Below are 20,516 nucleotides of genomic sequence, written 5' to 3'. Positions count from 1 at the left end.
GCAAAAAGCTGTTAAGGCCCTTGCAAGGGCCTTGTCCCGCTCACAATCCGTATTTAGAGCGCTTCTCACCAACGGCCCGCATCACCCGAACAAGTTCTTGGCTGATACCGGTCTCGCTGAGGGCATGGCCCGCGCCGCGCACCATGTGCAGCCGCCCCCCAGGCCAGTTAGACGCCAAGGTATGAGCTGAGATCGGCGGGCAGATCATGTCATAGCGTCCCTGTACGATCATCCCCGGAATATGGGCAATCCGGTGCACGTCGCGCAAGATCTGGCCGTCTTCCTCCAGAAAGCCCTTGTTGGCGAAGTAATGGTTTTCCAGCCGCGCGAAGGCACGCGCGTAATCGGCCGGGCTTTCACCCCCGTGCCCGTCGCTGTCCATGGAGGCCAGCGCATTCTCCCACGACGCCCAAGCCCGCGCGAAGCGCGTCTCCAGCATCAGATCACCCGAGAACAGGCGGCGATTATAGGCCGCGATCAAATCACCGCGCTCCTCCTCTGGCACGAGGTTCACGAACCGCTGCCATTGGTCGGGCCAGAACTGGCCCGCCCCGCCGCCGTAAAACCAATCCAGCTCTCTCTGCATCGCAAGGAACACGCCCCGCAGCGACAGGAACGCCACCGCGTCAGGGTGCGTCTCGGCATAAACGAGGCCCAGGGTCGCGCCCCAGGAACCACCGAAGACCGCCCACCGCTCGATCCCCAGCGTGTGCCTTATCCGCTCGATATCCGCCACAAGATGCCACGTCGTGTTGGCGTGGGTCGCGGCATGGGGGCGGGACCGCCCGCACCCCCGTTGATCGAACAGGATGACGCGCCAGACCTCGGGATCGAAATAACGCCGCATCGCAGGGCTACAGCCGCCGCCTGGCCCGCCATGCAATACCACCACGGGCGCGCCGCGGGGATTGCCGCATTGCTCCACGTAAACGTGGTGCCCGTCGCCCACCTCTAGAATGCGCTGATCGAAGGGGTCGATCGGCGGAAACAAATGCGAGATTGCGCGCTTTTGGCCCGAGAACTTATCCATGCCCGTCCTATATAGAGCGTGGCGACGATGCCGCATGATCAAAGTGCCAAGAGATTGAGAGGATGTCCATGACAGCCGCACCCGTGAACACCCCCGAGGCCGGAGGCGTCAACACCCCCAGCGCCGGAGGCGTCAACACTGTCGACGCCGGAGAAGTCGCGAAATTCGAAGCAATGGCCGCTGAGTGGTGGGACCTTGAGGGCAAGTTCAAGCCGCTGCACATGCTCAACCCGACGCGGCTGGACTACATCACCAGCCAGATCGCGGCAGAGTTCGGGCGTGACCTGACGGCAGAGTCCCCCTTCGCAGGGCTGCGCATCCTCGATATCGGCTGTGGTGGCGGCTTGCTCGCCGAGCCCATGGCGCGGTTGGGTGCCGACGTGGTCGGCGCCGATGCAGCCGAGCGCAACATCCCCGTGGCGCAGGTCCATGCTGCACAGTCGGGACTGGAGATCGACTATCGCCACACCACCGCCGAGGCGATGGCAGAGGCTGGAGAGCAGTTCGACGTCGTCCTGAACATGGAGGTCGTGGAGCATGTGGCCGATCCCCTCGGCTATCTGACTGCCTGCCAACAGCTTCTCAAACCGGGTGGGCTGATGGTCTGTTCGACCCTCAACCGAAACCCAAAAAGCTTCCTGATGGCGATCATCGGAGCCGAACACGTGATGCGCTGGCTTCCCAAGGGCACCCATGAATGGTCCAAGTTCATCACGCCCGATGAGCTGTACGACCTGATCCGCAACGCGGGCCTCGACCCCGTGGACCGCAAGGGGTTCGTCTTCAACCCCGTCCTCTGGACCTGGGGCATCAGTGCGCGGGACCTGAGCGTGAATTACGTGACGGCCTCGGTGAAGCGGGCCTAGCCCTCGTCTTCAAGCTTGCGCCGCACCTCGCGGAGTAGCGGCAGCGTATCGCGGACCTTGGCAGGGCCGATCTCGGCCACCGCCTCCGTCAGAATCGGCACGATCGCGGAAATCGCCGCCTCACGGGCGCGCCGCCCCGCCGGGCTGATCGAGATCAGCTTGCGCCGTGCGTCGTCCCAATCGGGACGCACATGAATGTGGCCTGCCCACTCCAGCTTGTTGAGCGTGTTCGTCATCGCCCCCCGTGTCAGATGGAAGGCGCGGGCAAGCTGGGCCGGGGTCTTCTCATCGGCAGAGGCCACAAGGTGATTGAGCACGGAAAAGTGGCTTAGTTCCATACCTTTGGGCAATGCCTTCGACAGACGGGCCCGCGCCAGCTGGTCAATCATGAAGACCTCGCTGAACAGCGCAACGGACAGGGGATCATCATGCTTGGACATGGGGCGGAGTAAAGCGCCGCAGTGCGGCATTACGCAAGGGAAAATCTGCCTCTTGGGTCACTCCGCCGCGAGCAAGGGATCCAGCTTTCCGCTCCGCTCCAGCGCGGCCATGTCATCGTAACCGCCCACGTGGGTATCCCCGATGAAGATCTGCGGCACTGTATGGCCGCCGTTGGCGCGGCTCATCATTTCTTGCCGCTTGGAGGGGTCGCGCGCGACATCGATCTCGGCGTAGCTGACGCCCTTATCGGTCAACAGCCGTTTGGCAGCGTGGCAAAAACCGCAAAGCGGCGAGGTGTAGAGCGTGACATTGGCCATTTCGGTATCCTAGGCGGTTCGAATTTCGCCCAACCTAGATATCGTCCCCCACACGCGCCAGAGCCAAAACGGACACATTTTTGGCACCGGCCTGTCGACAGGCCTCGGTCGCGATCGCAAGGGTCGCGCCAGAGGTCATCACGTCGTCGATCAGGATCACATTGCGTCCCTCCATCGTGTGGCCTTTGCGGGGATGGGGAATGATTGCCTCATCCACGTTCTGATACCGTGCGTCCCGTGACCGTCCTTCTTGCGAGGGCGTCGGGCGCAGACGCAACAGGGCCATCGGCTCGACCTCCGCATCACAATGCCGTGCGAGGGACCATGCCAGAAGCGCCGCCTGGTTGAAGCGCCGCCGGGCAAGGCGGGTCCAATGCAGCGGGACTGGCACCAGCAGCGGCGAATCCTCCAGTAGATCCGCCGCCGCGCGGGCCATCCAGGGGCCCGCCGCGCGCGCGATATCGGTACGATCGCCGTGCTTGAGCGCCAGCACCAGCTTTCGCCCGACACCTTCGTAGGCGAACACTGCGCGCGCGTGATCCCAGGCGCGGGGAACGCGCTGGCATTCGCCGCAAATCAAGGCCTCTCCGTCAGCCGCCGTTTGACCGGGCAGACCTGTGCCACAGAGGTCACAAGCGGCCCCAAGGATAAACGGCGTATCGGCCCAACACGTCCCACAAATCGCAAACGCACTTTCCACACGCCCGCTGCAACTGAGGCATTCCGGCGGAAACACCGCATGCAGCATGGTTTGCAATCTCATGACGGTCCCCTAGATACCGCGCAGCAAACCACTGCACAGAGCCTCACCTTGCCACAGCCACGCCTGACAGATGCCACCGCGCTTGCCGCCCATCGTACCCGCGCGATGCCGCGCATTGCAGATGCGCGATTCCTTCACGATGAAGCGATGGCTGAATTGCAGGAAAGACTCGAGGATATTAACAGAACGTTTACGCGCACGTTAATTGTGACCGATTTTCCGAAAATTTGGTGCGATTTTCTTCCAGACGCTCAAATTGTTCCGATGACGGAGACCTTGGACTTGGAAGTGGGGGCCTATGATCTTGTCGTTCACGCCATGGGCCTGCATTGGGCTGATGACCCGGTGGGACAGGTCGTGCAATGCGCCCGCGCGCTGCAACCCGACGGTCTTTTCCTGTCTGCCGCCTTCGGGGGCAGCACCCTGACAGAGTTGCGCCAGGCCCTTGCGCAGGCCGAGACGCAGGTTATGGGCGGCTTGTCGCCCCGCGTCGCCCCGATGGCGGAGGTCCGCGATATGGGGGCACTGTTGCAGCGCGCCGGACTTGCGCTTCCGGTGGCAGATACACTTAGAAAAACGGTGACTTACAGCGATGCGATTGCCCTGATGAAAGACCTGCGCGCGATGGGGGAAACCAACGCCTTGGCGGGCCGACACAAGGCCATTGCCCCCCGTGCGTTTTTCCCGACAGCCGCCGCGATCTACGCTAATTCCTTCCCGGCAGAAGAAAATCGCATCCAAGCGAGCTTCGAGTTCGTATTCCTTACAGGATGGGCGCCACATGACAGCCAGCAGCAACCGCTGCGGCCCGGCGCTGCAACCTCTCGTTTGGCGACGGCGCTGAACGTGACTGAACATTCTGCAAGCGCACCTCTGGGTGCGACATTTGACGAGGGGACCAATCCGGTCCATGACCTCCCAAAAGATGGAAGCTCGAACCAAAAATGAACATGATGCCAGCCGGAGATGCGCCAGCTTTGATGAACACAGACGCGCCAGCCCTCACCCATGCCCCCGCCGATCACCCTCGGGTGAAGATGGGAAAGGTGGGCGTCTTGCTTGCCAACCTCGGCACGCCGGACAATTACGACTACTGGTCCATGCGCCGCTATCTGAACGAGTTCCTGTCCGACAAGCGAGTCATCGACTACAGCCCGTGGATCTGGCAGCCGCTGTTGCAGCTGGTGATCCTGACGAAGCGCCCGTTCAGCTCGGGCGCGGCATACAAGTCGATCTGGAACCACGAGGCTGGCGAATCGCCTTTGGCGACGATCACGAAAGAACAGACCGCGAAGATGAAGGCGCTGATGGCGGAACGCTATGGCGACGATGTCGTGGTCGATTACTGCATGCGATACGGCAACCCCTCCACCAAGTCGAAGGTGGATGAACTGGTGGCCCAAGGCTGCACCAAGATCCTGTTTTTCCCGCTGTATCCGCAATACGCGGGCGCGACATCGGCCACGGCCTGTGACCAGTTCTTTCGCAGCTTGGAGAACATCAAATGGCAGCCGCAGGTGCGCACGGTAGAGCCCTACTTCGCCAACCCCCTGTATATCGACGCGCTCGCCCAATCGATCGAACGTGCCTATGCCGAGATGGACGTGAAGCCTGACCTGCTGGTCACCAGCTACCACGGCGTGCCGAAGCGATACCTGATGGAGGGTGATCCTTACCACTGCCAGTGTCAGAAGACCTCGCGCCTGTTGAAGGAGCGTCTGGGCTGGGACGACACGCAGATTGTCACGACCTTCCAGTCGAAGTTCGGACCCGAGGAATGGTTGCAGCCCTATACCGTCGAAGAGGTCGCAAGGCTGGCCGAGCAGGGCAAGAAGCGCATCGCCATCTGCGCGCCTGCGTTTTCTGCGGATTGCATCGAGACGTTGGAAGAAATCAACGAAGAGATTCGGGAAAGCTTCGAGGAAGCGGGCGGCGAAAGCTTCACCTATATCCCCTGCCTCAACGATGACGACGCGCATATGCAGGCGCTGGCGACCGTGGTGGATGACAACCTGCGGGGGTGGATCGGCTAGACCGATTGTACGGATCAGACACAGAAGAAGCGGGCCAAAAGGCCCGCTTTTTTCTTGAAGTCAGTATCTTCGGTGATCTCAGGCGGCCTGCGCCTGTGACACGGGACGACCCGTGAAAAGCTGTTCACCCACGCGCACCGTGACAAGGCCATTGGACAGGCGTTTCACGAAGTTTCCTTGAATGGACACACAGGTCCCAATCACAACGGTCGTCAACACAGTCTGATCCCCCCAGATGCTGATGCCCCACTGTTAACCAAAAAAGTTAACAAATCACTGAGAAAATCGACACAATCCGCAACTTTTTGCATTTTTTTTTCGCATAGAGCACAAGTAGGCGATTACAGCCAATCCCGAAGGATGGGGATCAGCGGGATATCGGCGGGCGGCATGGGGTAGTCACGCAAGGCAGCCGCGCGCACCCACTTGAGGGTCTGTCCTTCCCGCGACTGAGGTATGCCGTCCCACTTGCGACACGCAAAAAGCGGCATGAGAAGGTGAAATTTCTCGTAGGCATGGCTGGCGAAGGTCAGCGGCGCAAGGCACGACGCCCACGTGTCGATCCCAAGTTCTTCCTGTAGTTCCCGGATCAAGGCCTGTTCGGGCGTCTCACCCTGTTCGACCTTGCCACCGGGAAACTCCCACAGGCCCGCCATGGATTTCCCCTCGGGGCGTTGGGCCAGTAGGATGCGCCCTTCAGCGTCGATCAGCGCAACAGCCGAGACCAGAAGAACACTCAAGATCGATAGTCCGCGTTGATCTGGATGTACCCGTGGGTGAGGTCGCAAGTCCACACGGTCGCCGCCCCATCGCCAAGGCCGAGATCCACGTCGATCAACAGCTCTGCCTGCTTCATGTAGGTAGCGCCTGCGTCCTCGGTGTAGCTTTCGGCGCGCCAGCCGTTCTCGGCCACAAGGATATCACCGAAACGGATCGTCAGCCGGTCCCGGTCGGCCACAGCCCCGGATTTCCCGACGGCCATGACAATGCGACCCCAGTTCGGATCCTCACCCGCAATCGCGGTTTTCACCAGCGGCGAATTAGCGATGGCACGTGCGACACGGTCGGCGTCGGCCTCCGTCTCGGCACCCGAGACGCGAACTTCGACGAACTTCGTTGCGCCTTCACCGTCCCGCACGATCTGGTGCGCGAGGTCTTGCATGACGTCCAGCAGCGCCGCCTGGAACGCGGCATGGGGTGCGGTGATAAGGGGATTCCCGGCCCGCCCGGTGGCGGCAATCAGAACAGTGTCAGAGGTCGAGGTGTCACTGTCCACCGTCACTGCGTTGAAACTGGCGATGTTACAGGTCGACAGCATCTGTTGCAGCGCGTCGGGTGCGATGGCGGCATCGGTAAAGATGTACCCCAGCATCGTCGCCATATCCGGCGCGATCATGCCAGAGCCTTTGGCGAATCCCATGATCTTCACGGGCGTACCGTCCACGTCCACATGGGCCACGGCCCCCTTGGGAAAGGTATCCGTCGTCATGATCGCCCGCGCGGCGGGCTCGGCCCCGGCGACGTCCAGCATCCGCGCCAGTTCGGGCAAAGCGGCGGTGATCTTCTGGGCCGGCAAGGGCTCTCCGATCACCCCGGTGGAGGAAGTGAAAACGCGGGAGGGCGGCAAACCAAGCGCGTCAGCCGCAGCCTGGGCGATCAGGTCCACATCGGTGACGCCGCGTTTGCCGGTGAAGGTGTTGGAATTACCCGAATTCACGACAATCGCGAAACCCTCTTCCCCCGACAGGCGGGCCAGCTTCGCCTGACAGTCCAGCACGGCGGCCGAGCGGGTGGCCGAGCGGGTGAATACCCCCGCAATCGTCGATTCTGCCGCCACATGGGCCAGCATCACATCGACACGGTCTTGGTACTTGATGCCAACAGCGCCCGCCGCAAAGCGGACACCGTCGATTGCAGGAAGCGTTGGAAAGCTGGCAGGCGCCAGCGGAGAGACGGCTTTGCCGCCCTTTGTGGTGTCGGTCACAGTCGTCTCTCCCATCGCGTGCGTTATTGCGCAATCAGGTCTAGGTCGCGGATCATGGCGGGGTCAATCTCTACCTCGGCGCGTTCGATCTCCGCCTCTGCGGTCAGCTCTGCCAGACGCGCATCAACGCGGGCGCGGCGGATGCTTTCTTCCAACTCGGCCCGGACGTCCTCAAGCGCAGGGGCGGCCTGTTCGCGGGTCTCGTTCAACAGAACGACGTGCCAACCAAACTGCGTCTGCACGGGGGACGATACCTCACCGGCTTCAAGCGCCATCACGGCGGCCTCGAACTCGGGCACCATCATGCCTTCGGTGAACCACCCCAGCGCGCCGCCGTTCGGACCCGAGGGGCCGATGGAATGCTCGGCCGCCAGTTCCGCGAAATCGGCACCTGCTTCCAGCTCGGTCAACATGTTCTCGGCATCTTCCTGACCTTCCAGAAGGATGTGAGCCGCGTTGTATTCGATCGTCGGCTCCACCGCGCCATAGGTTTCGTCATAGGCGGCTTGCAGTTCTGCCTCGTCCAGATCGGCCATGGCGACGTCGTCCATGTACATGGCGGCAAGGAAGGCGCGACGCTCATTCTCAAGCCCCAGCTCCATCGAGCGGGTCACGTTGCCCTCGGCTTCATCCGCGAGGACCTGCTGCTGGATCAATTGCTCCAACATGCCGTCGAACAGCACTTCGTCGGGCAACTGCTGGTACTCGGGCGGCAACATCTGACGCATGGCGATCAGGTGACCGACGGTGATTTCATTGCCATTCACGGTGGCCAGAACGGTGTCGCCGCTTGTCTCGTCCTGAGCGAAGGCGGGGCCGAAAGACGGGGCCGAGAGGGCCGCAACAAGGCTGACCGAGGCTAAAAGCTTCTTCATCGGGTGAAATTCCTTTGTGTGGCGCGAAACTTCCTGAAGGTAGGCCCTACAGGCAGGATCGCCTTACGTTGACTATCATCAGGCCGCCCCTTATCTCGCTTACGGGTTACAAGACCCCGGGTATCGACCGTTGGCGCAATAGTTAGTCTGCCGCGCGAGGGCGAACAACCCGAGGACCCACACGAATTGTTCAGATGGCAACGGCCCGCCTCAGAGGCCGTGATAGAGGTTATTGACTATGCTCGGACTGGGATCGATTGCGAAGAAGGTGTTTGGATCGCCAAACGACCGACTGGTGAAAAGCGTCCGTCCGATCATCGACAAGATCAACGCCTTTGAGCCCGAGTTCGAGGCACTGGACGACGCAGGCATCGTTGCCAAGACGGGCCAGCTGCGCAACCGAGCCCTGAACGGCGAAAGCCTGGATGACCTGCTGCCGGAAGCCTTTGCCAACTGTCGCGAAGCCGCCAAGCGCGCCCTTGGCCTGCGCGCCTTCGACGTTCAGTTGATTGGCGGTTTGTTCCTGCATCGCGGCAATATCGCCGAGATGAAGACCGGTGAAGGCAAGACGCTTGTCGCGACCTTCCCCGCCTACCTCAATGCGCTGACGGGCGAAGGTGTCCACGTCGTCACCGTCAACGACTACCTCGCCAAGCGCGACAGCGAGTGGATGGGCAAGGTGTTCACCGCGCTGGGCATGACCACGGGTGTCGTCTACCCGCGTCAGCCCGATGCCGAGAAGCGGCAGGCCTACGCCTGCGATGTCACCTATGCCACCAACAACGAATTGGGCTTCGACTACCTGCGCGACAACATGCGCGGATCGATCGCGGAGATGGCCCAGCGCGGTCACAATTTCGCGATTGTGGACGAGGTGGACTCGATCCTTATCGACGAGGCGCGGACACCGCTGATCATCTCGGGCCCGACGCAGGACCGCAGTGATCTGTATCTTTCCATCGACAAGATCATCCCGCTTGTGCAGGACGATCACTATACGCTGGACGAAAAGACCCGGCAGGCGACCTTCACCGACGAAGGCAACGACTTCCTCGAAGAGATCCTGCACGCAGAGGGTATCCTGCCCGAGGGCCAGTCGCTTTATGATCCCGAATCGACGACCATCGTCCACCACGTCACCAACGCGCTGCGGGCCCACAAGGTTTTCACCAAGGACAAGGAATACATCGTCCGCGATGGTGAGGTCGTGCTGGTCGACGAATTCACCGGCCGCATGATGCCCGGCCGCCGCATGTCCGAGGGTTTGCACCAGGCGATCGAGGCGAAGGAGGGCTGCAAGATCCAGCCCGAGAACGTGACCCTCGCCTCGGTGACGTTCCAGAACTACTTCCGCCTTTACGGCACGCTCAGCGGCATGACCGGCACGGCGACGACCGAGGCCGAGGAATTCGCCGATATCTACGGTTTGGGCGTGGTCGAGATCCCGACCAACCGCGAAATCGCGCGGATCGACGACGATGACGCCGTCTACCGCACGGGTGCCGAAAAATACGCCGCCATCGTCGAGACGATCAAGGAAGCCCACGCCAAAGGCCAGCCTGTTCTTGTCGGCACCACATCGATTGAGAAATCCGAGATGCTGGGGCAGCTGCTGACCAGGGCGGGCCTGCCGCACAACATCCTCAACGCGCGCCAGCACGAACAGGAAGCGCAGATCGTGGCCGATGCGGGCAAGTTGGGGGCAATCACAATCGCCACCAACATGGCCGGACGCGGCACCGACATCAAACTGGGCGGCAACCTGGAATTCCAGATCATGGAAGCCATTGCCGCCGATCCCGACGCCGATCCCGAGGAAATCCGCAACCGCATGGAGGTTGAGCACGCCACCGCCGAGCAGGCCGTGAAAGACGCGGGCGGGCTTTATGTTCTGGCCACCGAGCGGCACGAGAGCCGCCGGATCGACAACCAATTGCGCGGCCGTTCCGGCCGTCAGGGTGACCCCGGCAAGTCGTCGTTCTTTCTGAGCCTTGAAGACGACCTGATGCGTATCTTCGGGTCGGAGCGGTTGGACAAGATGCTCAACACGCTTGGCATGAAGGAAGGCGAGGCGATCGTGCACCCTTGGGTGAACAAGTCGCTGGAACGCGCGCAGGCGAAGGTCGAGGGGCGCAACTTCGACATCCGCAAGCAATTGCTGAAATTCGACGATGTGATGAACGATCAGCGGAAGGTCGTCTTTGGCCAGCGCCGTGACATCATGGGTGCCGAGGACATCGCCGAGGTTGCAAAAGACATGCGCGATCAGGTGATCGAAGATATGGTCGACACCTACATGCCCCCCAAGTCCTACGCCGATCAGTGGGACGTCCTCGGCCTGAAGGAATCTGCGCAGAAGATGCTGGGGGTCGATCTGCCGATCGAGACCTGGGCCGATGAAGACGGCGTTGACCAAGAGGTCGCGGTGGAACGGCTGGAGCGTGCGGCAGACGAATACATGGCCTCCAAGGCCGCGAAGTTCGGACCCGAGCAGATGCGCAGCATCGAAAAGCAGGTGTTGCTGCAAACCATCGACCAGAAGTGGCAAGAGCATCTGCTGACGCTGGAGCATCTGCGATCGGTCGTCGGCTTCCGAGGCTATGCCCAGCGGGACCCGCTCAACGAGTACAAGACCGAGGGCTTCCAACTGTTCGGGTCGATGCTTGACGGTTTGCGCGCCGATGTGACCGAAAAGCTCGCCCGCATCCAACCCCTCACGCCTGAACAACAGGAACAGCTGATGGCCCAGCTACGCCAACAGCAGGCCGCAGCGGGTGCCACGACGGCAGGTGATGCGGAGGCCGCCGCCTTCGTGAACGCCAAGCCGGGGTTTGTCGAAGACGATCCCAGCACCTGGGGCAACCCGGGCCGCAATGACGACTGCCCCTGCGGGTCTGGCAAGAAGTTCAAGCACTGCCACGGTCGGCTTGCCTAACAGGCAAGGACCTTGGCTGGATGCGCTTGGTCCGCAGAACGCGGCAGGACAATCGCATTTCCCAATGTGACAGCTTCACATACGGAATGACCAGAATTGCACCCTGCGACTATTTTCGGCGCGAGATGCAATTTATCAATCAAGGAATGAGCATCTGTTGCCTAATATCGTTCATATCGGATTGGGAAAAACAGCGACGACAACGTTACAATTGATCGTATTTCCATTGCTGTGCAAACTTAAAGGGTTTGAATACAACAACCCAGTATTGAAGAATCTTTCTTTGAAACGGACGCTGATAGACCTTAGCGATGCAGAGCAGCAAGCTCAGCGAGAATTGCTTGCTCGGGGGAACAATTTTATCTCCAACGAAGCGCTTGCCGGTTGGGATCCCGCGATCTGGGAGGTTGCAGCGGAAGAAAATCTGCGCACCTTTGGGCGTGATACAATCATTCTGATCACGTTCAGAGAATCCTATTCCTTTATCAGGTCTGTGTATCAACAGTATGTTCAGGGGGGAAATGTCGTTCGACCTGAATACTTTTTTGTTGATAAGAAAACCTATCACGACTGCAAAAGACTTCGGTCTGAGTTCAAGCTTGATTATTATTGCACCGACTATTTGAACTATGATGACCTGGTAGGCTTCTACACTAGCCGCTTCGCACGCGTTGTTTGCGTAGATATGAAGAATATCGGAAAGTTTGACTTCCTGGACGGCATTATAGATCTGGACGATGCCGAGAAACGAAAGCTGGCAGTAGCGCTTGAGCGCGCACCAAGGAAAAACAGGAGCTACTCCAGCGGTGCAATGAAACTGACGTTCTGGCGGGAGAAGTTCTCGAACGCGCTGGGGCTAAAGACCTTCGGCAGCAGCGACTTGCGGTATGAGAAACTACTCACAGGCTTTGGCGATTGGAGTGACGCCCCCCTCCCGCTTCAATACAAGAACCTGTCGCGCAGGGATCAGATCCTTCAGTTCCCAAAGCGCGCCTTTAAAAGGATCACCCGCTGGCTTGGAGTATCATCCTGGAATTTGTTCATGCATCAGCGTCTGGACCGCTTTGTTCCATATAAAGAGTATGAACTTCCCATCGACAGGCTCTCGATCAACAGGGAAAACATGGACAAGTGTAACGCTTTCCTCGATCGACTTAACGCAGGCACGGCGGCTGGCGGCGCCCCCGAGACGAAACCGGCGCCTTTGCGGCAAAACTGAGAACAGTGGAGGGAAATCGCCCCGGATTCCTTCCATTTGCGGCACAATCACGCCTAACTCATGAACGATACCCACCTCCAAACCATCGAGGTGGAGTGATCGTGCTATGCTAAATTCTCTCGTCATCCGTGCAGCCGCAGGCAGCACATTGATCGTTGGCGGCGCTTTGTTCGCCATGCAGTCGGGCTGGATTCCCAGCATCGCGTCGGCGCAGACCGGCACCGAGTTGACACAAGAACAGACCCTGGCTTCGTCGTCCCGCCCCACGGGGTCGATGACGCTGATGTTGCCGATTGTTGAGGAAAACAACATCATCGTGCCCTTGGCCGAGCAGTCTTTGGCCACGCAAGCAACGGTTGTTCCGGCTGCTTTCGATGGTCCTGCCTCTGCTCCGACGGCGCCAATGACCGAAACGACCGAGTTGAGCCCTCTTGGATTGCCCTGTGACATCACCGTCACCGCAACGGCAATGCCCGCCGCCATGGTGGCGCTGGATGTGATGGCCCCGTGTCGCGTTGGCGCCGAGGTCACGATTAACCATTCCGGCCTTCAGATCGCATCCGCAACCGACGCGGTTGGTTTGCTGACCCTCGACATTCCGGCGTTCGAAACGCCTGCCTTCTTCTCTGTCGCCTTCGCCGATGGCGTAGAGGAAACGGTGCTGGTCGGTACGCCCGACCTTTATGAGTTCGATCGCATCGGCCTCAATTGGCAGGGCGATATGGGCTTGGAATTGCACGCGATGGAATTCGGCGCCGCCTTTGGTGACCACGGCCACGTCTGGCAAGAGGCCCCGGCAACGCCGGAGGCCGCGATTGAGGGCAGCGGTGGGTTCCTGACCATGCTTGATACCGGCGAAAGCTTCGCCCAGATCTATACCCTGCCCCGCGCCACCCTGCGCGAGGGCGACAGCGTCCGTCTGTCCATCGACGCGCCCGTGACGCAGACCAATTGCACCCAGGAGGTGCTGGCCTGGACGCTGCGGGTGGAAGGCGGCGGGCCGGTCGATGTGACCGACTTGATGTTCACCGTACCGTCTTGCGACGCCGTGGGTGACGTTCTGGTCTTGCAAAACCTGCTGGACGACTTGAGACTCGCCTCGAATTGAGGCCAACGTCGTCGGGGTTTCGCCATGTCGAAACACATCGGGGCGGTCCTTGGGGCCGCCCTTTTTTCATGCGTCATGGGCGCTGCGGCCGCGCAGGACGTGGAATTGCGCTCACTCGACGGGACGGTCGAGCTGGAGGGCAACCTGATCTCGTATGATGGGGCGTTTTACCGATTGGATACGGTCTATGGCCCCCTGACAGTCTCGGCAGAGGGTGTGTCCTGTGCCGGGCCGGGGTGCCCGGATCTGGCGACCTTCGTGGCCGAGACCCGCATCGCCGGCGCCGCGACCGTAGCCGCGGGGCTGCTGCCGGATCTGCTGGCCGCCTTTGCGTCGGCACAAGGCATGGCCTTGGACGTTGAAACCGGACCGGAAGGCCCGGTCTACATCTTGCGCCGCGCCGACGGATCGCCTGCGGCGCGCTTCGCGATCACGCCGGGAAGCACCGACGACGGATTCCTTGCACTGTTGAACGGAGAGGCCGACATCGCCTTGGCCCTGCGCGAACCCTCCGTCGCTGAAATCGTCGCCTCCGAGGCCGCAAGCCCCGATGACCCGCCGCTGGATGACCGCGTGCGCGTTTTGGCGCTGGATGCGCTGGTGCCTGTCGTCTCACCCGAGAACCCGATTGACGCGCTGTCGCTGCCGGATTTGGCGCGTCTGTTTTCGGGTGATGTGACGAATTGGCAGGATCTGGGTGGACCCGATGCGCCGATTTCCCTCCACGCCTTGGCGCCGGGTTTCGGCCTGTCACAAGCCTTTGCGACACGGGTATTGCTTCCGTCCGAGGCGGGTTTGAGCGCCCAGATCACGCGCCATGAAGGCGCTGAAAGCCTGGCCCAGGCCGTCGCTCGCGATGCCTATGCCGTGGGGATCACCGCACGGTCCGGGGCGGGGGCGGCGCATGCCTTGCCGCTGGTCGGGACCTGCGGCTACCCGTTGAGCGCCACCCTGGAAGCGGTGAAGGCCGAGGATTACCCCCTGACCGCCCCCGTCTACATGTACCTTGCGCCCCGCCGGTTGCCGCTGTTGGTGCGTCAGTTCCTTGCGTTCACGGAAACGGAAGAGGCCGAGCGCATTGTCGGCGAGGCAGGCTTCGTGAACCAACTTCTGACCAGCACGCCGCTGGCCTTGCAGGGAGAGCGGTTGAGCAACGCGATCCGCGCGGCGGGGGAAGACGTGGATTTGGCCGAGTTGCAGCACGTCGTGGAAGTCTTGGGCAGCGCCGAGCGGTTGTCCACGACCCTGCGGTTCAACCCCGGCGGGGCTGGGTTGGACATCCAGTCCCGCACCTCGGTCAGCCGCCTGGCGGCCGCGATCGAACGCGGCACGTTCGACGGGCAGCAGCTGATTTTCGCCGGATTCTCGGACAGTGACGGGTCTTCCACGATGAATGCGCGGCTATCCCTGCGCCGCGCGGGCGTGGTGTTGGACGCTGTGCTGGCTGCGGGCGTGGCCAGGGCGGACCGGGTCGAAATGACCTCGGTTGGGTTCGGGGAAGCGATGCCGATGGCCTGTGACGACACCGACTGGGGACGCGCGGTAAACCGGCGCGTCGAGGTGTGGGTGGATTGAGGGATTGCGCGCGGCGCCAAAGGCGCCGCGCGCCGAGCCGGGGGGCTAGCCCCCGGACCCCCCAGAGTTTTTCTCGCAAGATGAAAGGGAAAGAGGGGGTTAGAGGTAACCTTCTGCCCGGAAGCTGAGTTCACGGGCCTTGCCGATCACGAGGTGGTCGTGGATGGCGATGTTGAAAACCTCGGCTGCATCGCGAATGGCGAAGGTCATTTGTACATCGGCCTCACTCGGTGTGGGATCGCCAGAGGGGTGGTTGTGGACAAGGATGAGCGCGGTGGCATTCAGTTCAAGCGCGCGTTTCACAACCTCACGCGGGTAGACGGGGACGTGATCAACGGTGCCGTCGGCTTGCGCCTCATCGGCAACGAGGACGTTCTTGCGGTCCAGGTAAAGGACGCGAAACTGTTCCAGATCACGATGCGCCATGGCGGTTTGGCAATAGTCCAGCAGCGCATCCCAAGACGACAGAATGGGTTTTTGCATCACCTTGGCGCGGGCCATGCGGTGGCCGGTGGCCTCGATCAGTTTGAGCTGAAAGATGACTTTGTCACCAACGCCGTCCACCTCTTTCAGGCGCGCTTTGGGGGCCGCGAGGACGCGGTTGAGGTCCCCGAAGTGCGCAATCAGCCGTTTCGCCAGCGGCTTGGTATCCCCGCGCAGGATCGCGCCATAAAGGATCATTTCCAGCAACTCGTAGTCCGGCACGGCATCGGCACCACCCTCGGTAAAGCGCGCGCGCAGGCGGTCGCGGTGTTTGAGGCGATGCGCCTCTGCCCCCTTGGACGGGCCTGCGGCCTTTCGCGGCGCAACAGGCATGGCCTGGAGAAACTTGGGCGAGGCTTCATCAAATGAAAAGGTGGGTTGATCTGACATGGCCAGCAGCCTGCCGCAAATCGGTTAACGAAACGTTGACAGCGCCGCCTACTCGGAAAGGTCCAGATATTCCCACTCCGACACCACACACCTGGTAATCGACGGGGCCAGCGTGTCCCCACCTACGGCTTACACCCGCGCCAAATCGATAAAGGCGATGGCCATCATGCTTTCGGGCTGATCGGGATACGGTTTACCCGTAGGTCGGGTGGAAACGGCCCGTTGGCGACAGCGTGAAGATCTCGAACCCGTCCGCTGTCACCCCGATCGAATGCTCGAACTGCGCCGACAGCGACTTGTCACGGGTCACCGCAGTCCAGTCGTCGGAGAGGACCTTGGTTTCAGGACGACCGAGGTTCACCATCGGTTCGATCGTGAAGAACATGCCTTCCTCCAGCACCGGGCCGGTGCCGGGGCGTCCATAGTGCAGCACATTGGGCGGGGAATGGAAAACCTGCCCCAACCCATGGCCGCAGAAGTCACGCACAACGGACATGCGCTTGCTTTCCACGAATGACTGGATCGCGTGGCCGATATCTCCGAAAGTCTTGCCGGGTTGCACCACTTCGATGCCCTTGAACAGCGCATCATGGGTCACCTGGATCAGGCGCTCGGCCTTGCGTGGCAAATTGCCTGCCACGAACATCCGAGATGTATCGCCGAACCAGCCGTCCACAACGACCGTCACGTCGATATTGACGATATCGCCGTCCTTCAGCTTCTTGTCGGACGGGATGCCGTGGCAAACGACATGGTTGATGCTGATGCAACTGGCATGCTTGTAGCCGCGATAGCCAATGGTGGCAGAGGTCGCGCCGGCCTCCAGCACCCAAGCCTCGATCTGCGCGTCGAGCGCCCCCGTGGTCACGCCTGGCACGACCAAAGGCGCAATGCGGTCCAGAATGTCGGCCGCCAGCGCCCCCGCCCGGTGCATACCCGCGAAGTCGACAGCTTGGTGAATGCGGATGCCGTCCTTTGTCAGGCGGCCAGTAAAATCGTCCAAAACGGACCTCCGAGGCAGATGTTGAGGCTAATTTACGCCTTTGATGGGAAGATTTCCAGTGACGGTGATGTGACGTCAGGGCGCGGGGGATTGCGGGTTCGGGTCAACGGGCAGCGGGCCCGTTAGCGTGATCCCATCGGGGGTGATGTCGGTGCCGTGGCACAGCACCTCGACCCCTGCGTCGCGGGCGGCATCGAACGCCCGCGCATAGGCCGGGTCAAGATCAGGGGCGAGGCGGAAGCGGGTGCAATCGGTGCGCTGCACGACATACAGCATGACGGCGCGGCTACCGGATTGGGCGATTTTCGTCAGTTCCCGCAGGTGCTTCGCGCCACGCTCGGTCACGCAATCGGGGAACTCGGCCCAGTCGTCGTCGCGCCGCAGGTGGCAATTCTTGACCTCCACGAAGGCATCGGGGCGACCCGGATCCGACAGCAGGAAATCGATGCGGCTGTTTTCGTCGCCGTATTTCTGCTCGGGCCGGATGCTGGAATAGCCGCGCAGCGCCTCGATCCGCCCCTCGGCCAGGGCTTCTTTCACCAATGTATTCGGCAATCCCGCGTCGATGCCCGCGAAGTGGCCGTCGGGAAGCTCTACCAGCCGCCAGCCGTATTTCAGCTTCTTCTTCGGGTCATCATTGGGCAGCAGCCAGACCCGGGCGCCGTCGTCCTTCAGGCCCAGCATGGCACCGGGGTTGGGGCAATGGGCGGTGACCTCGCGCCCGTCATCCAGCACCACATCGGAAAGGAAGCGCTTGTAGCGACGCAGAAGATGGGCGGGGACGAGGGGGGTTGGAAAGCGCATGGGGGGGGACCTATACCGTTGCAAAGCACTGTCCAACCCGCCCTTGGATAACCGAAGGGCGGCAGGGCATAGAATCCGCCCTCAAGCGGCCCGAAGGGTGGTAGGGCATGGAAGGAAGACATCATGCCGAACCCAACCGCCGCCATGCTCGTTATCGGGGATGAGATCCTCTCGGGTCGCACCCGCGACAGCAACATGAACCATTTGGCGAAGGCCCTGACGGACCACGGCATTTCCCTGCAAGAGGCGCGGATGATCAGCGACGATCACGGGGTTATCGTGGGCCATGTGCAAGCATTGTCCGGTTCCTATGACCACGTGTTCACGTCCGGCGGCATTGGTCCCACCCACGATGACATCACGGCCGAGGCCGTGGCCGAAGCGATGGGTGCCGCCTGCGGCATTCGCGATGATGCCCGCGCGATCTTGCAGGCCCATTACGACAAGTCGGGCCAAGAGTTGAACGAGGCCCGCCTGCGCATGGCCCGCATCCCCGAGGGCGCGACCCTCATCGACAACCCGATCAGCGCCGCCCCGGGGTTTACCCTCGGCAACGTCCACGTCATGGCAGGCGTCCCGAAGATCTTCGAGGCGATGCTGGAGGGGCTGCTGCCGACCCTGACCGGCGGCGCGCCGATGGTCTCTGCCTCCCTGCGGATCGAGCGCGGTGAGGGTGATATCGCCGGCCCCTTGAGCACCCTCGCCGAGGCCAACCCCGACGTCTCCCTCGGTTCCTACCCGTTCACGCAGAACGGTATGCACGGCTCCAACGTCGTTGCGCGCAGCCAAGACGCCGCCGCCGTGGCCCGCGTGATGGCCGCCCTGCAAAAGCTTTTTCCCACAGGTACTTAAGAGGGGCCGCATGAACATCGCTGACCTGATCCCGGTCCTTGCGGCCACCTGGCCCGCTGCCGACAGCCAAACCGTCGGCCCTTTCACTGTCCCCAGCCATGATCCCGGCGGCAACCGTGTCAGCGCCGCCCGCCTCACCATTCCAACTGCGAGGAGCGCAAGCGAGGAGGGGTTGGCCGCCGCGCAGGCGGCCATGGAGGCACAGGGCCGGAGGCCCTTGTTCCAGGTGCTGGATCATCAAATGCCCCTCTCCGACATGCTGGATGCCCAAGGCTATACCACCCGCGACCACACCGACGCGATGGTGATCCGCGCCACCGACCTTGCCGCCACGCCGCCCCCCGTGACCGCTTTCACCATCTGGCCCCCCCTCGCGATCCAGACCGAGCTTTGGGAGGCCGGCGGCATCACCGCCCCGCGACGCGCCATCATGAATCGCGCAACCTGTCCCAAGACGTCACTGTTCGGGCGCATCTTGGACAAGCCCGCAGGCGCGGGCTACATCGGCATCCACGGCGATATCGCCATGCTCCATGCCCTCGACGTGGCCCCCGCAGGTCGCCGCAAAGGCCTCGCCGTCCATATGATGCGCACGGCTGCAAAATGGGCGGCGGATAACGGCGCAACGTGGCTATCCATCCTCGTCACCCGCGAAAACGCGGCGGCCCATGGGCTTTACACTTCCTTGGGGATGAAACCTGTGGGAACCTACGTTTACCGAGAGAAAGAAGGCGGAACGGCCCAGTGACACCAAGAGGCGCGCAACGACTTGGCAGCACGGTTCTGCTGTGCACAGCCTTACTGTGTCTGCCCTCGCCCGGCCACGCGCTGGAACTTGCCTTTCCCGGCACCGCTGACCTCGTGTCCACGACGCCTGCGGTGGACGGCCAGCATCTGATTGCCACGGGCCCGTGGTCTGACACCGGCCTGCCTACCCATGCCGCCACCGGTGCCGTGCAGCAGTTTACGTGGCGCATTACCGGCGAAGACATCACAACCGCGGGTCTTCTGACCAGCCTGCGTGACCAGATCGAAATGCAGGGTTTCACTGTCCCCTTCACCTGTTTCGCCACCGCCTGTGGTGGCTTTGATTTCCGCCATGCCCTTTCCGTCGGAAGCGCGCCGGAGATGCACGTGGATTTGGGTGACTTCCACTATCTCAGCGCCCTCTCCGAGGATGGAGAGACCGAGGCAGCGCTGATGATCTCTCGCGGCGGCGCGACCGGCTTCGTGCACCTTTCCCTGATCCAACCGCCGTCCCAGGCCGAGGCCCCCGTCATTCAATCCACACGCACCCCGGATCCGGGCACCGAATTGCCCGAGACACCGCCCACGGACCTGATCGCACTGCTCACGGCTTTCGGTGCTGCACCGCTGGAGGACCTGCAATTTCAAACCGGGGCCGCGGAGCTGAGCGGTGAGCGCTATGCCTCACTCACCGCGTTGGCTGCTTTTCTGGCCGAAGATCCGACCCGACAGGTCGTCCTGGTCGGTCACACCGATGCCTTGGGATCGCTTTCGGGCAATATCGCCCTCTCCCGTGCCCGCGCCTTGGCCGTGCGCCAGTTCTTGACCGAAGAACTCGGCGTCGTGCCCACACAGGTCGAGGCGCAAGGCATTGGCTTCCTCTCCCCCCGCGCGCCCAACACCACCCCCGAAGGCCGCGAGGCAAATCGCCGGGTCGAGGTTGTGTTGGCCAATCCCTGAAACAGACCCTAACCTGCCTATTGGTGACGGATCACGCGCGCAATCGTTGGCCAGTGCGTTCCGTGCCCCCTTCTGATACCGACCAAAAAAATCCCGGACGACGCACAAGGCATCGTCCGGGATCAAGGGGG

At 61.8% G+C, this 20,516-nt stretch carries 21 protein-coding genes; 10 read left to right on the top strand and 11 right to left on the bottom strand.

All coding sequences use genetic code 11. The annotated features are described in order from the left end of the window. Positions 1-40: 40 nt before the first annotated feature. Positions 41-1,030 (bottom strand): prolyl aminopeptidase, encoded by a 990-nt coding sequence (gene pip, locus KUL25_RS16580; RefSeq protein WP_257893932.1) that lies wholly within the window; start codon positions 1,028-1,030, stop codon positions 41-43. Positions 1,031-1,098: 68 nt separating this feature from the next. Between pip and ubiG the strand changes: the two genes are divergently transcribed. Next, positions 1,099-1,896 carry a bifunctional 2-polyprenyl-6-hydroxyphenol methylase/3-demethylubiquinol 3-O-methyltransferase UbiG gene (gene ubiG, locus KUL25_RS16575; protein ID WP_257893931.1) on the top strand — a complete coding sequence of 266 codons (798 nt, stop codon included), beginning with the start codon at positions 1,099-1,101 and terminating at the stop codon, positions 1,894-1,896. Here the strand turns inward: ubiG and KUL25_RS16570 are convergent. The 3 genes from KUL25_RS16570 to KUL25_RS16560 are packed head-to-tail and all read right to left on the bottom strand — an operon-like array spanning position 1,893 to position 3,417. Further along, on the bottom strand, positions 1,893-2,336 hold the full coding sequence (locus KUL25_RS16570; protein ID WP_068360133.1) for a MarR family winged helix-turn-helix transcriptional regulator: 444 nt from the start codon (positions 2,334-2,336) through the stop codon (positions 1,893-1,895). The two genes, ubiG and KUL25_RS16570, sit on opposite strands and share 4 nt — an antisense overlap. A 57-nt stretch (positions 2,337-2,393) precedes the next feature. Further along, on the bottom strand, positions 2,394-2,654 hold the full coding sequence (grxC, locus tag KUL25_RS16565) for a glutaredoxin 3 (protein ID WP_257893930.1): 261 nt from the start codon (positions 2,652-2,654) through the stop codon (positions 2,394-2,396). A 34-nt stretch (positions 2,655-2,688) separates the two neighbouring features. Further along, positions 2,689-3,417 carry a ComF family protein gene (locus tag KUL25_RS16560; RefSeq protein ID WP_257893929.1) on the bottom strand — a complete coding sequence of 243 codons (729 nt, stop codon included), beginning with the start codon at positions 3,415-3,417 and terminating at the stop codon, positions 2,689-2,691. Between the two features lie 264 nt (positions 3,418-3,681). Here KUL25_RS16560 and KUL25_RS16555 point away from each other — a divergent pair, with 264 nt between their 5' ends. Both KUL25_RS16555 and hemH read left to right on the top strand, forming a co-directional pair. Beyond that, complete coding sequence (locus KUL25_RS16555; protein WP_345791001.1) at positions 3,682-4,365, top strand: methyltransferase domain-containing protein; 684 nt, start codon at positions 3,682-3,684, stop codon at positions 4,363-4,365. 32 nt (positions 4,366-4,397) lie between these two features. Then, on the top strand, positions 4,398-5,450 hold the full coding sequence (gene hemH / locus KUL25_RS16550) for a ferrochelatase (RefSeq protein WP_257893927.1): 1,053 nt from the start codon (positions 4,398-4,400) through the stop codon (positions 5,448-5,450). 78 nt (positions 5,451-5,528) lie between these two features. On the opposite strand, the gene KUL25_RS16545 is transcribed toward hemH, so the two are convergent. From KUL25_RS16545 to KUL25_RS16530, 4 genes are all read right to left on the bottom strand, one after another. Further along, on the bottom strand, positions 5,529-5,669 hold the full coding sequence (locus KUL25_RS16545; protein WP_201178937.1) for a hypothetical protein: 141 nt from the start codon (positions 5,667-5,669) through the stop codon (positions 5,529-5,531). Positions 5,670-5,791: 122 nt separating this feature from the next. Then, a complete protein-coding gene (gene mutT, locus KUL25_RS16540) occupies positions 5,792-6,190 on the bottom strand; it encodes an 8-oxo-dGTP diphosphatase MutT (RefSeq protein ID WP_257893926.1) in 399 nt (132 codons plus the stop codon). Beyond that, positions 6,187-7,434: a bifunctional glutamate N-acetyltransferase/amino-acid acetyltransferase ArgJ gene (gene argJ, locus KUL25_RS16535; protein WP_427854448.1), complete on the bottom strand. Its 1,248-nt coding sequence runs from the start codon at positions 7,432-7,434 to the stop codon at positions 6,187-6,189. Before argJ ends, mutT begins: the two co-directional genes overlap by 4 nt. Before the next feature lie 23 nt (positions 7,435-7,457). Beyond that, positions 7,458-8,309, bottom strand: coding sequence for a peptidylprolyl isomerase (locus KUL25_RS16530; protein WP_257893924.1), 852 nt, complete (start codon positions 8,307-8,309; stop codon positions 7,458-7,460). A gap of 238 nt (positions 8,310-8,547) precedes the next feature. Between KUL25_RS16530 and secA the strand changes: the two genes are divergently transcribed. The 4 genes from secA (at position 8,548) to KUL25_RS16510 (ending at position 15,146) form a co-directional block, all read left to right on the top strand. After that, positions 8,548-11,244, top strand: coding sequence for a preprotein translocase subunit SecA (gene secA / locus KUL25_RS16525; protein WP_257893923.1), 2,697 nt, complete (start codon positions 8,548-8,550; stop codon positions 11,242-11,244). A 157-nt stretch (positions 11,245-11,401) separates the two neighbouring features. Continuing rightward, complete coding sequence (locus KUL25_RS16520; protein WP_257893922.1) at positions 11,402-12,463, top strand: hypothetical protein; 1,062 nt, start codon at positions 11,402-11,404, stop codon at positions 12,461-12,463. A 106-nt stretch (positions 12,464-12,569) separates the two neighbouring features. Continuing rightward, the gene (locus tag KUL25_RS16515) at positions 12,570-13,571 is read left to right on the top strand and encodes a hypothetical protein (protein ID WP_257893921.1); all 1,002 of its coding nucleotides are present in this window, start codon (positions 12,570-12,572) and stop codon (positions 13,569-13,571) included. Between the two features lie 24 nt (positions 13,572-13,595). Continuing rightward, complete coding sequence (locus KUL25_RS16510; protein ID WP_257893920.1) at positions 13,596-15,146, top strand: phosphate ABC transporter substrate-binding/OmpA family protein; 1,551 nt, start codon at positions 13,596-13,598, stop codon at positions 15,144-15,146. A 99-nt stretch (positions 15,147-15,245) separates the two neighbouring features. Here the strand turns inward: KUL25_RS16510 and radC are convergent, their stop codons facing one another. From radC to sfsA, 3 genes are all read right to left on the bottom strand, one after another. Next, positions 15,246-16,019, bottom strand: coding sequence for a RadC family protein (radC, locus tag KUL25_RS16505; RefSeq protein WP_068360110.1), 774 nt, complete (start codon positions 16,017-16,019; stop codon positions 15,246-15,248). Positions 16,020-16,212: 193 nt separating this feature from the next. Next, a complete protein-coding gene (gene map, locus KUL25_RS16500) occupies positions 16,213-17,022 on the bottom strand; it encodes a type I methionyl aminopeptidase (RefSeq protein ID WP_257893919.1) in 810 nt (269 codons plus the stop codon). A 75-nt stretch (positions 17,023-17,097) separates the two neighbouring features. Further along, positions 17,098-17,826, bottom strand: coding sequence for a DNA/RNA nuclease SfsA (gene sfsA / locus KUL25_RS16495; RefSeq protein WP_257893918.1), 729 nt, complete (start codon positions 17,824-17,826; stop codon positions 17,098-17,100). Between the two features lie 123 nt (positions 17,827-17,949). Here sfsA and KUL25_RS16490 point away from each other — a divergent pair, with 123 nt between their 5' ends. The 3 genes from KUL25_RS16490 to KUL25_RS21870 are packed head-to-tail and all read left to right on the top strand — an operon-like array spanning position 17,950 to position 20,385. Beyond that, positions 17,950-18,678: a competence/damage-inducible protein A gene (locus KUL25_RS16490; protein WP_257893917.1), complete on the top strand. Its 729-nt coding sequence runs from the start codon at positions 17,950-17,952 to the stop codon at positions 18,676-18,678. A gap of 10 nt (positions 18,679-18,688) precedes the next feature. Continuing rightward, positions 18,689-19,426 (top strand): GNAT family N-acetyltransferase, encoded by a 738-nt coding sequence (locus KUL25_RS16485; RefSeq protein ID WP_257893916.1) that lies wholly within the window; start codon positions 18,689-18,691, stop codon positions 19,424-19,426. Continuing rightward, the gene (locus KUL25_RS21870) at positions 19,423-20,385 is read left to right on the top strand and encodes an OmpA family protein (protein ID WP_257893915.1); all 963 of its coding nucleotides are present in this window, start codon (positions 19,423-19,425) and stop codon (positions 20,383-20,385) included. Before KUL25_RS16485 ends, KUL25_RS21870 begins: the two co-directional genes overlap by 4 nt. Positions 20,386-20,516: the final 131 nt, after the last annotated feature.

Origin of the sequence: Gymnodinialimonas phycosphaerae (assembly GCF_019195455.1) — a bacterium.
Lineage (GTDB): Bacteria > Pseudomonadota > Alphaproteobacteria > Rhodobacterales > Rhodobacteraceae > Gymnodinialimonas > Gymnodinialimonas phycosphaerae.
This window is presented reverse-complemented; position numbering and strand designations above follow the sequence as displayed.

What these genes read in the sequence shown, in the direction of transcription:
- pip (WP_257893932.1), bottom strand. Translation starts at nt 1,030, where the DNA reads ATGGATAAGTTCTCGGGCCAAAAGCGCGCAATCTCGCATTTGTTTCCG.
- ubiG (WP_257893931.1), top strand. Translation starts at nt 1,099, where the DNA reads ATGACAGCCGCACCCGTGAACACCCCCGAGGCCGGAGGCGTCAACACC.
- KUL25_RS16570 (WP_068360133.1), bottom strand. Translation starts at nt 2,336, where the DNA reads ATGTCCAAGCATGATGATCCCCTGTCCGTTGCGCTGTTCAGCGAGGTC.
- grxC (WP_257893930.1), bottom strand. Translation starts at nt 2,654, where the DNA reads ATGGCCAATGTCACGCTCTACACCTCGCCGCTTTGCGGTTTTTGCCAC.
- KUL25_RS16560 (WP_257893929.1), bottom strand. Translation starts at nt 3,417, where the DNA reads ATGAGATTGCAAACCATGCTGCATGCGGTGTTTCCGCCGGAATGCCTC.
- KUL25_RS16555 (WP_345791001.1), top strand. Translation starts at nt 3,682, where the DNA reads ATGACGGAGACCTTGGACTTGGAAGTGGGGGCCTATGATCTTGTCGTT.
- hemH (WP_257893927.1), top strand. Translation starts at nt 4,398, where the DNA reads ATGAACACAGACGCGCCAGCCCTCACCCATGCCCCCGCCGATCACCCT.
- KUL25_RS16530 (WP_257893924.1), bottom strand. Translation starts at nt 8,309, where the DNA reads ATGAAGAAGCTTTTAGCCTCGGTCAGCCTTGTTGCGGCCCTCTCGGCC.
- secA (WP_257893923.1), top strand. Translation starts at nt 8,548, where the DNA reads ATGCTCGGACTGGGATCGATTGCGAAGAAGGTGTTTGGATCGCCAAAC.
- KUL25_RS16515 (WP_257893921.1), top strand. Translation starts at nt 12,570, where the DNA reads ATGCTAAATTCTCTCGTCATCCGTGCAGCCGCAGGCAGCACATTGATC.
- KUL25_RS16510 (WP_257893920.1), top strand. Translation starts at nt 13,596, where the DNA reads ATGTCGAAACACATCGGGGCGGTCCTTGGGGCCGCCCTTTTTTCATGC.
- radC (WP_068360110.1), bottom strand. Translation starts at nt 16,019, where the DNA reads ATGTCAGATCAACCCACCTTTTCATTTGATGAAGCCTCGCCCAAGTTT.
- sfsA (WP_257893918.1), bottom strand. Translation starts at nt 17,826, where the DNA reads ATGCGCTTTCCAACCCCCCTCGTCCCCGCCCATCTTCTGCGTCGCTAC.
- KUL25_RS16490 (WP_257893917.1), top strand. Translation starts at nt 17,950, where the DNA reads ATGCCGAACCCAACCGCCGCCATGCTCGTTATCGGGGATGAGATCCTC.
- KUL25_RS16485 (WP_257893916.1), top strand. Translation starts at nt 18,689, where the DNA reads ATGAACATCGCTGACCTGATCCCGGTCCTTGCGGCCACCTGGCCCGCT.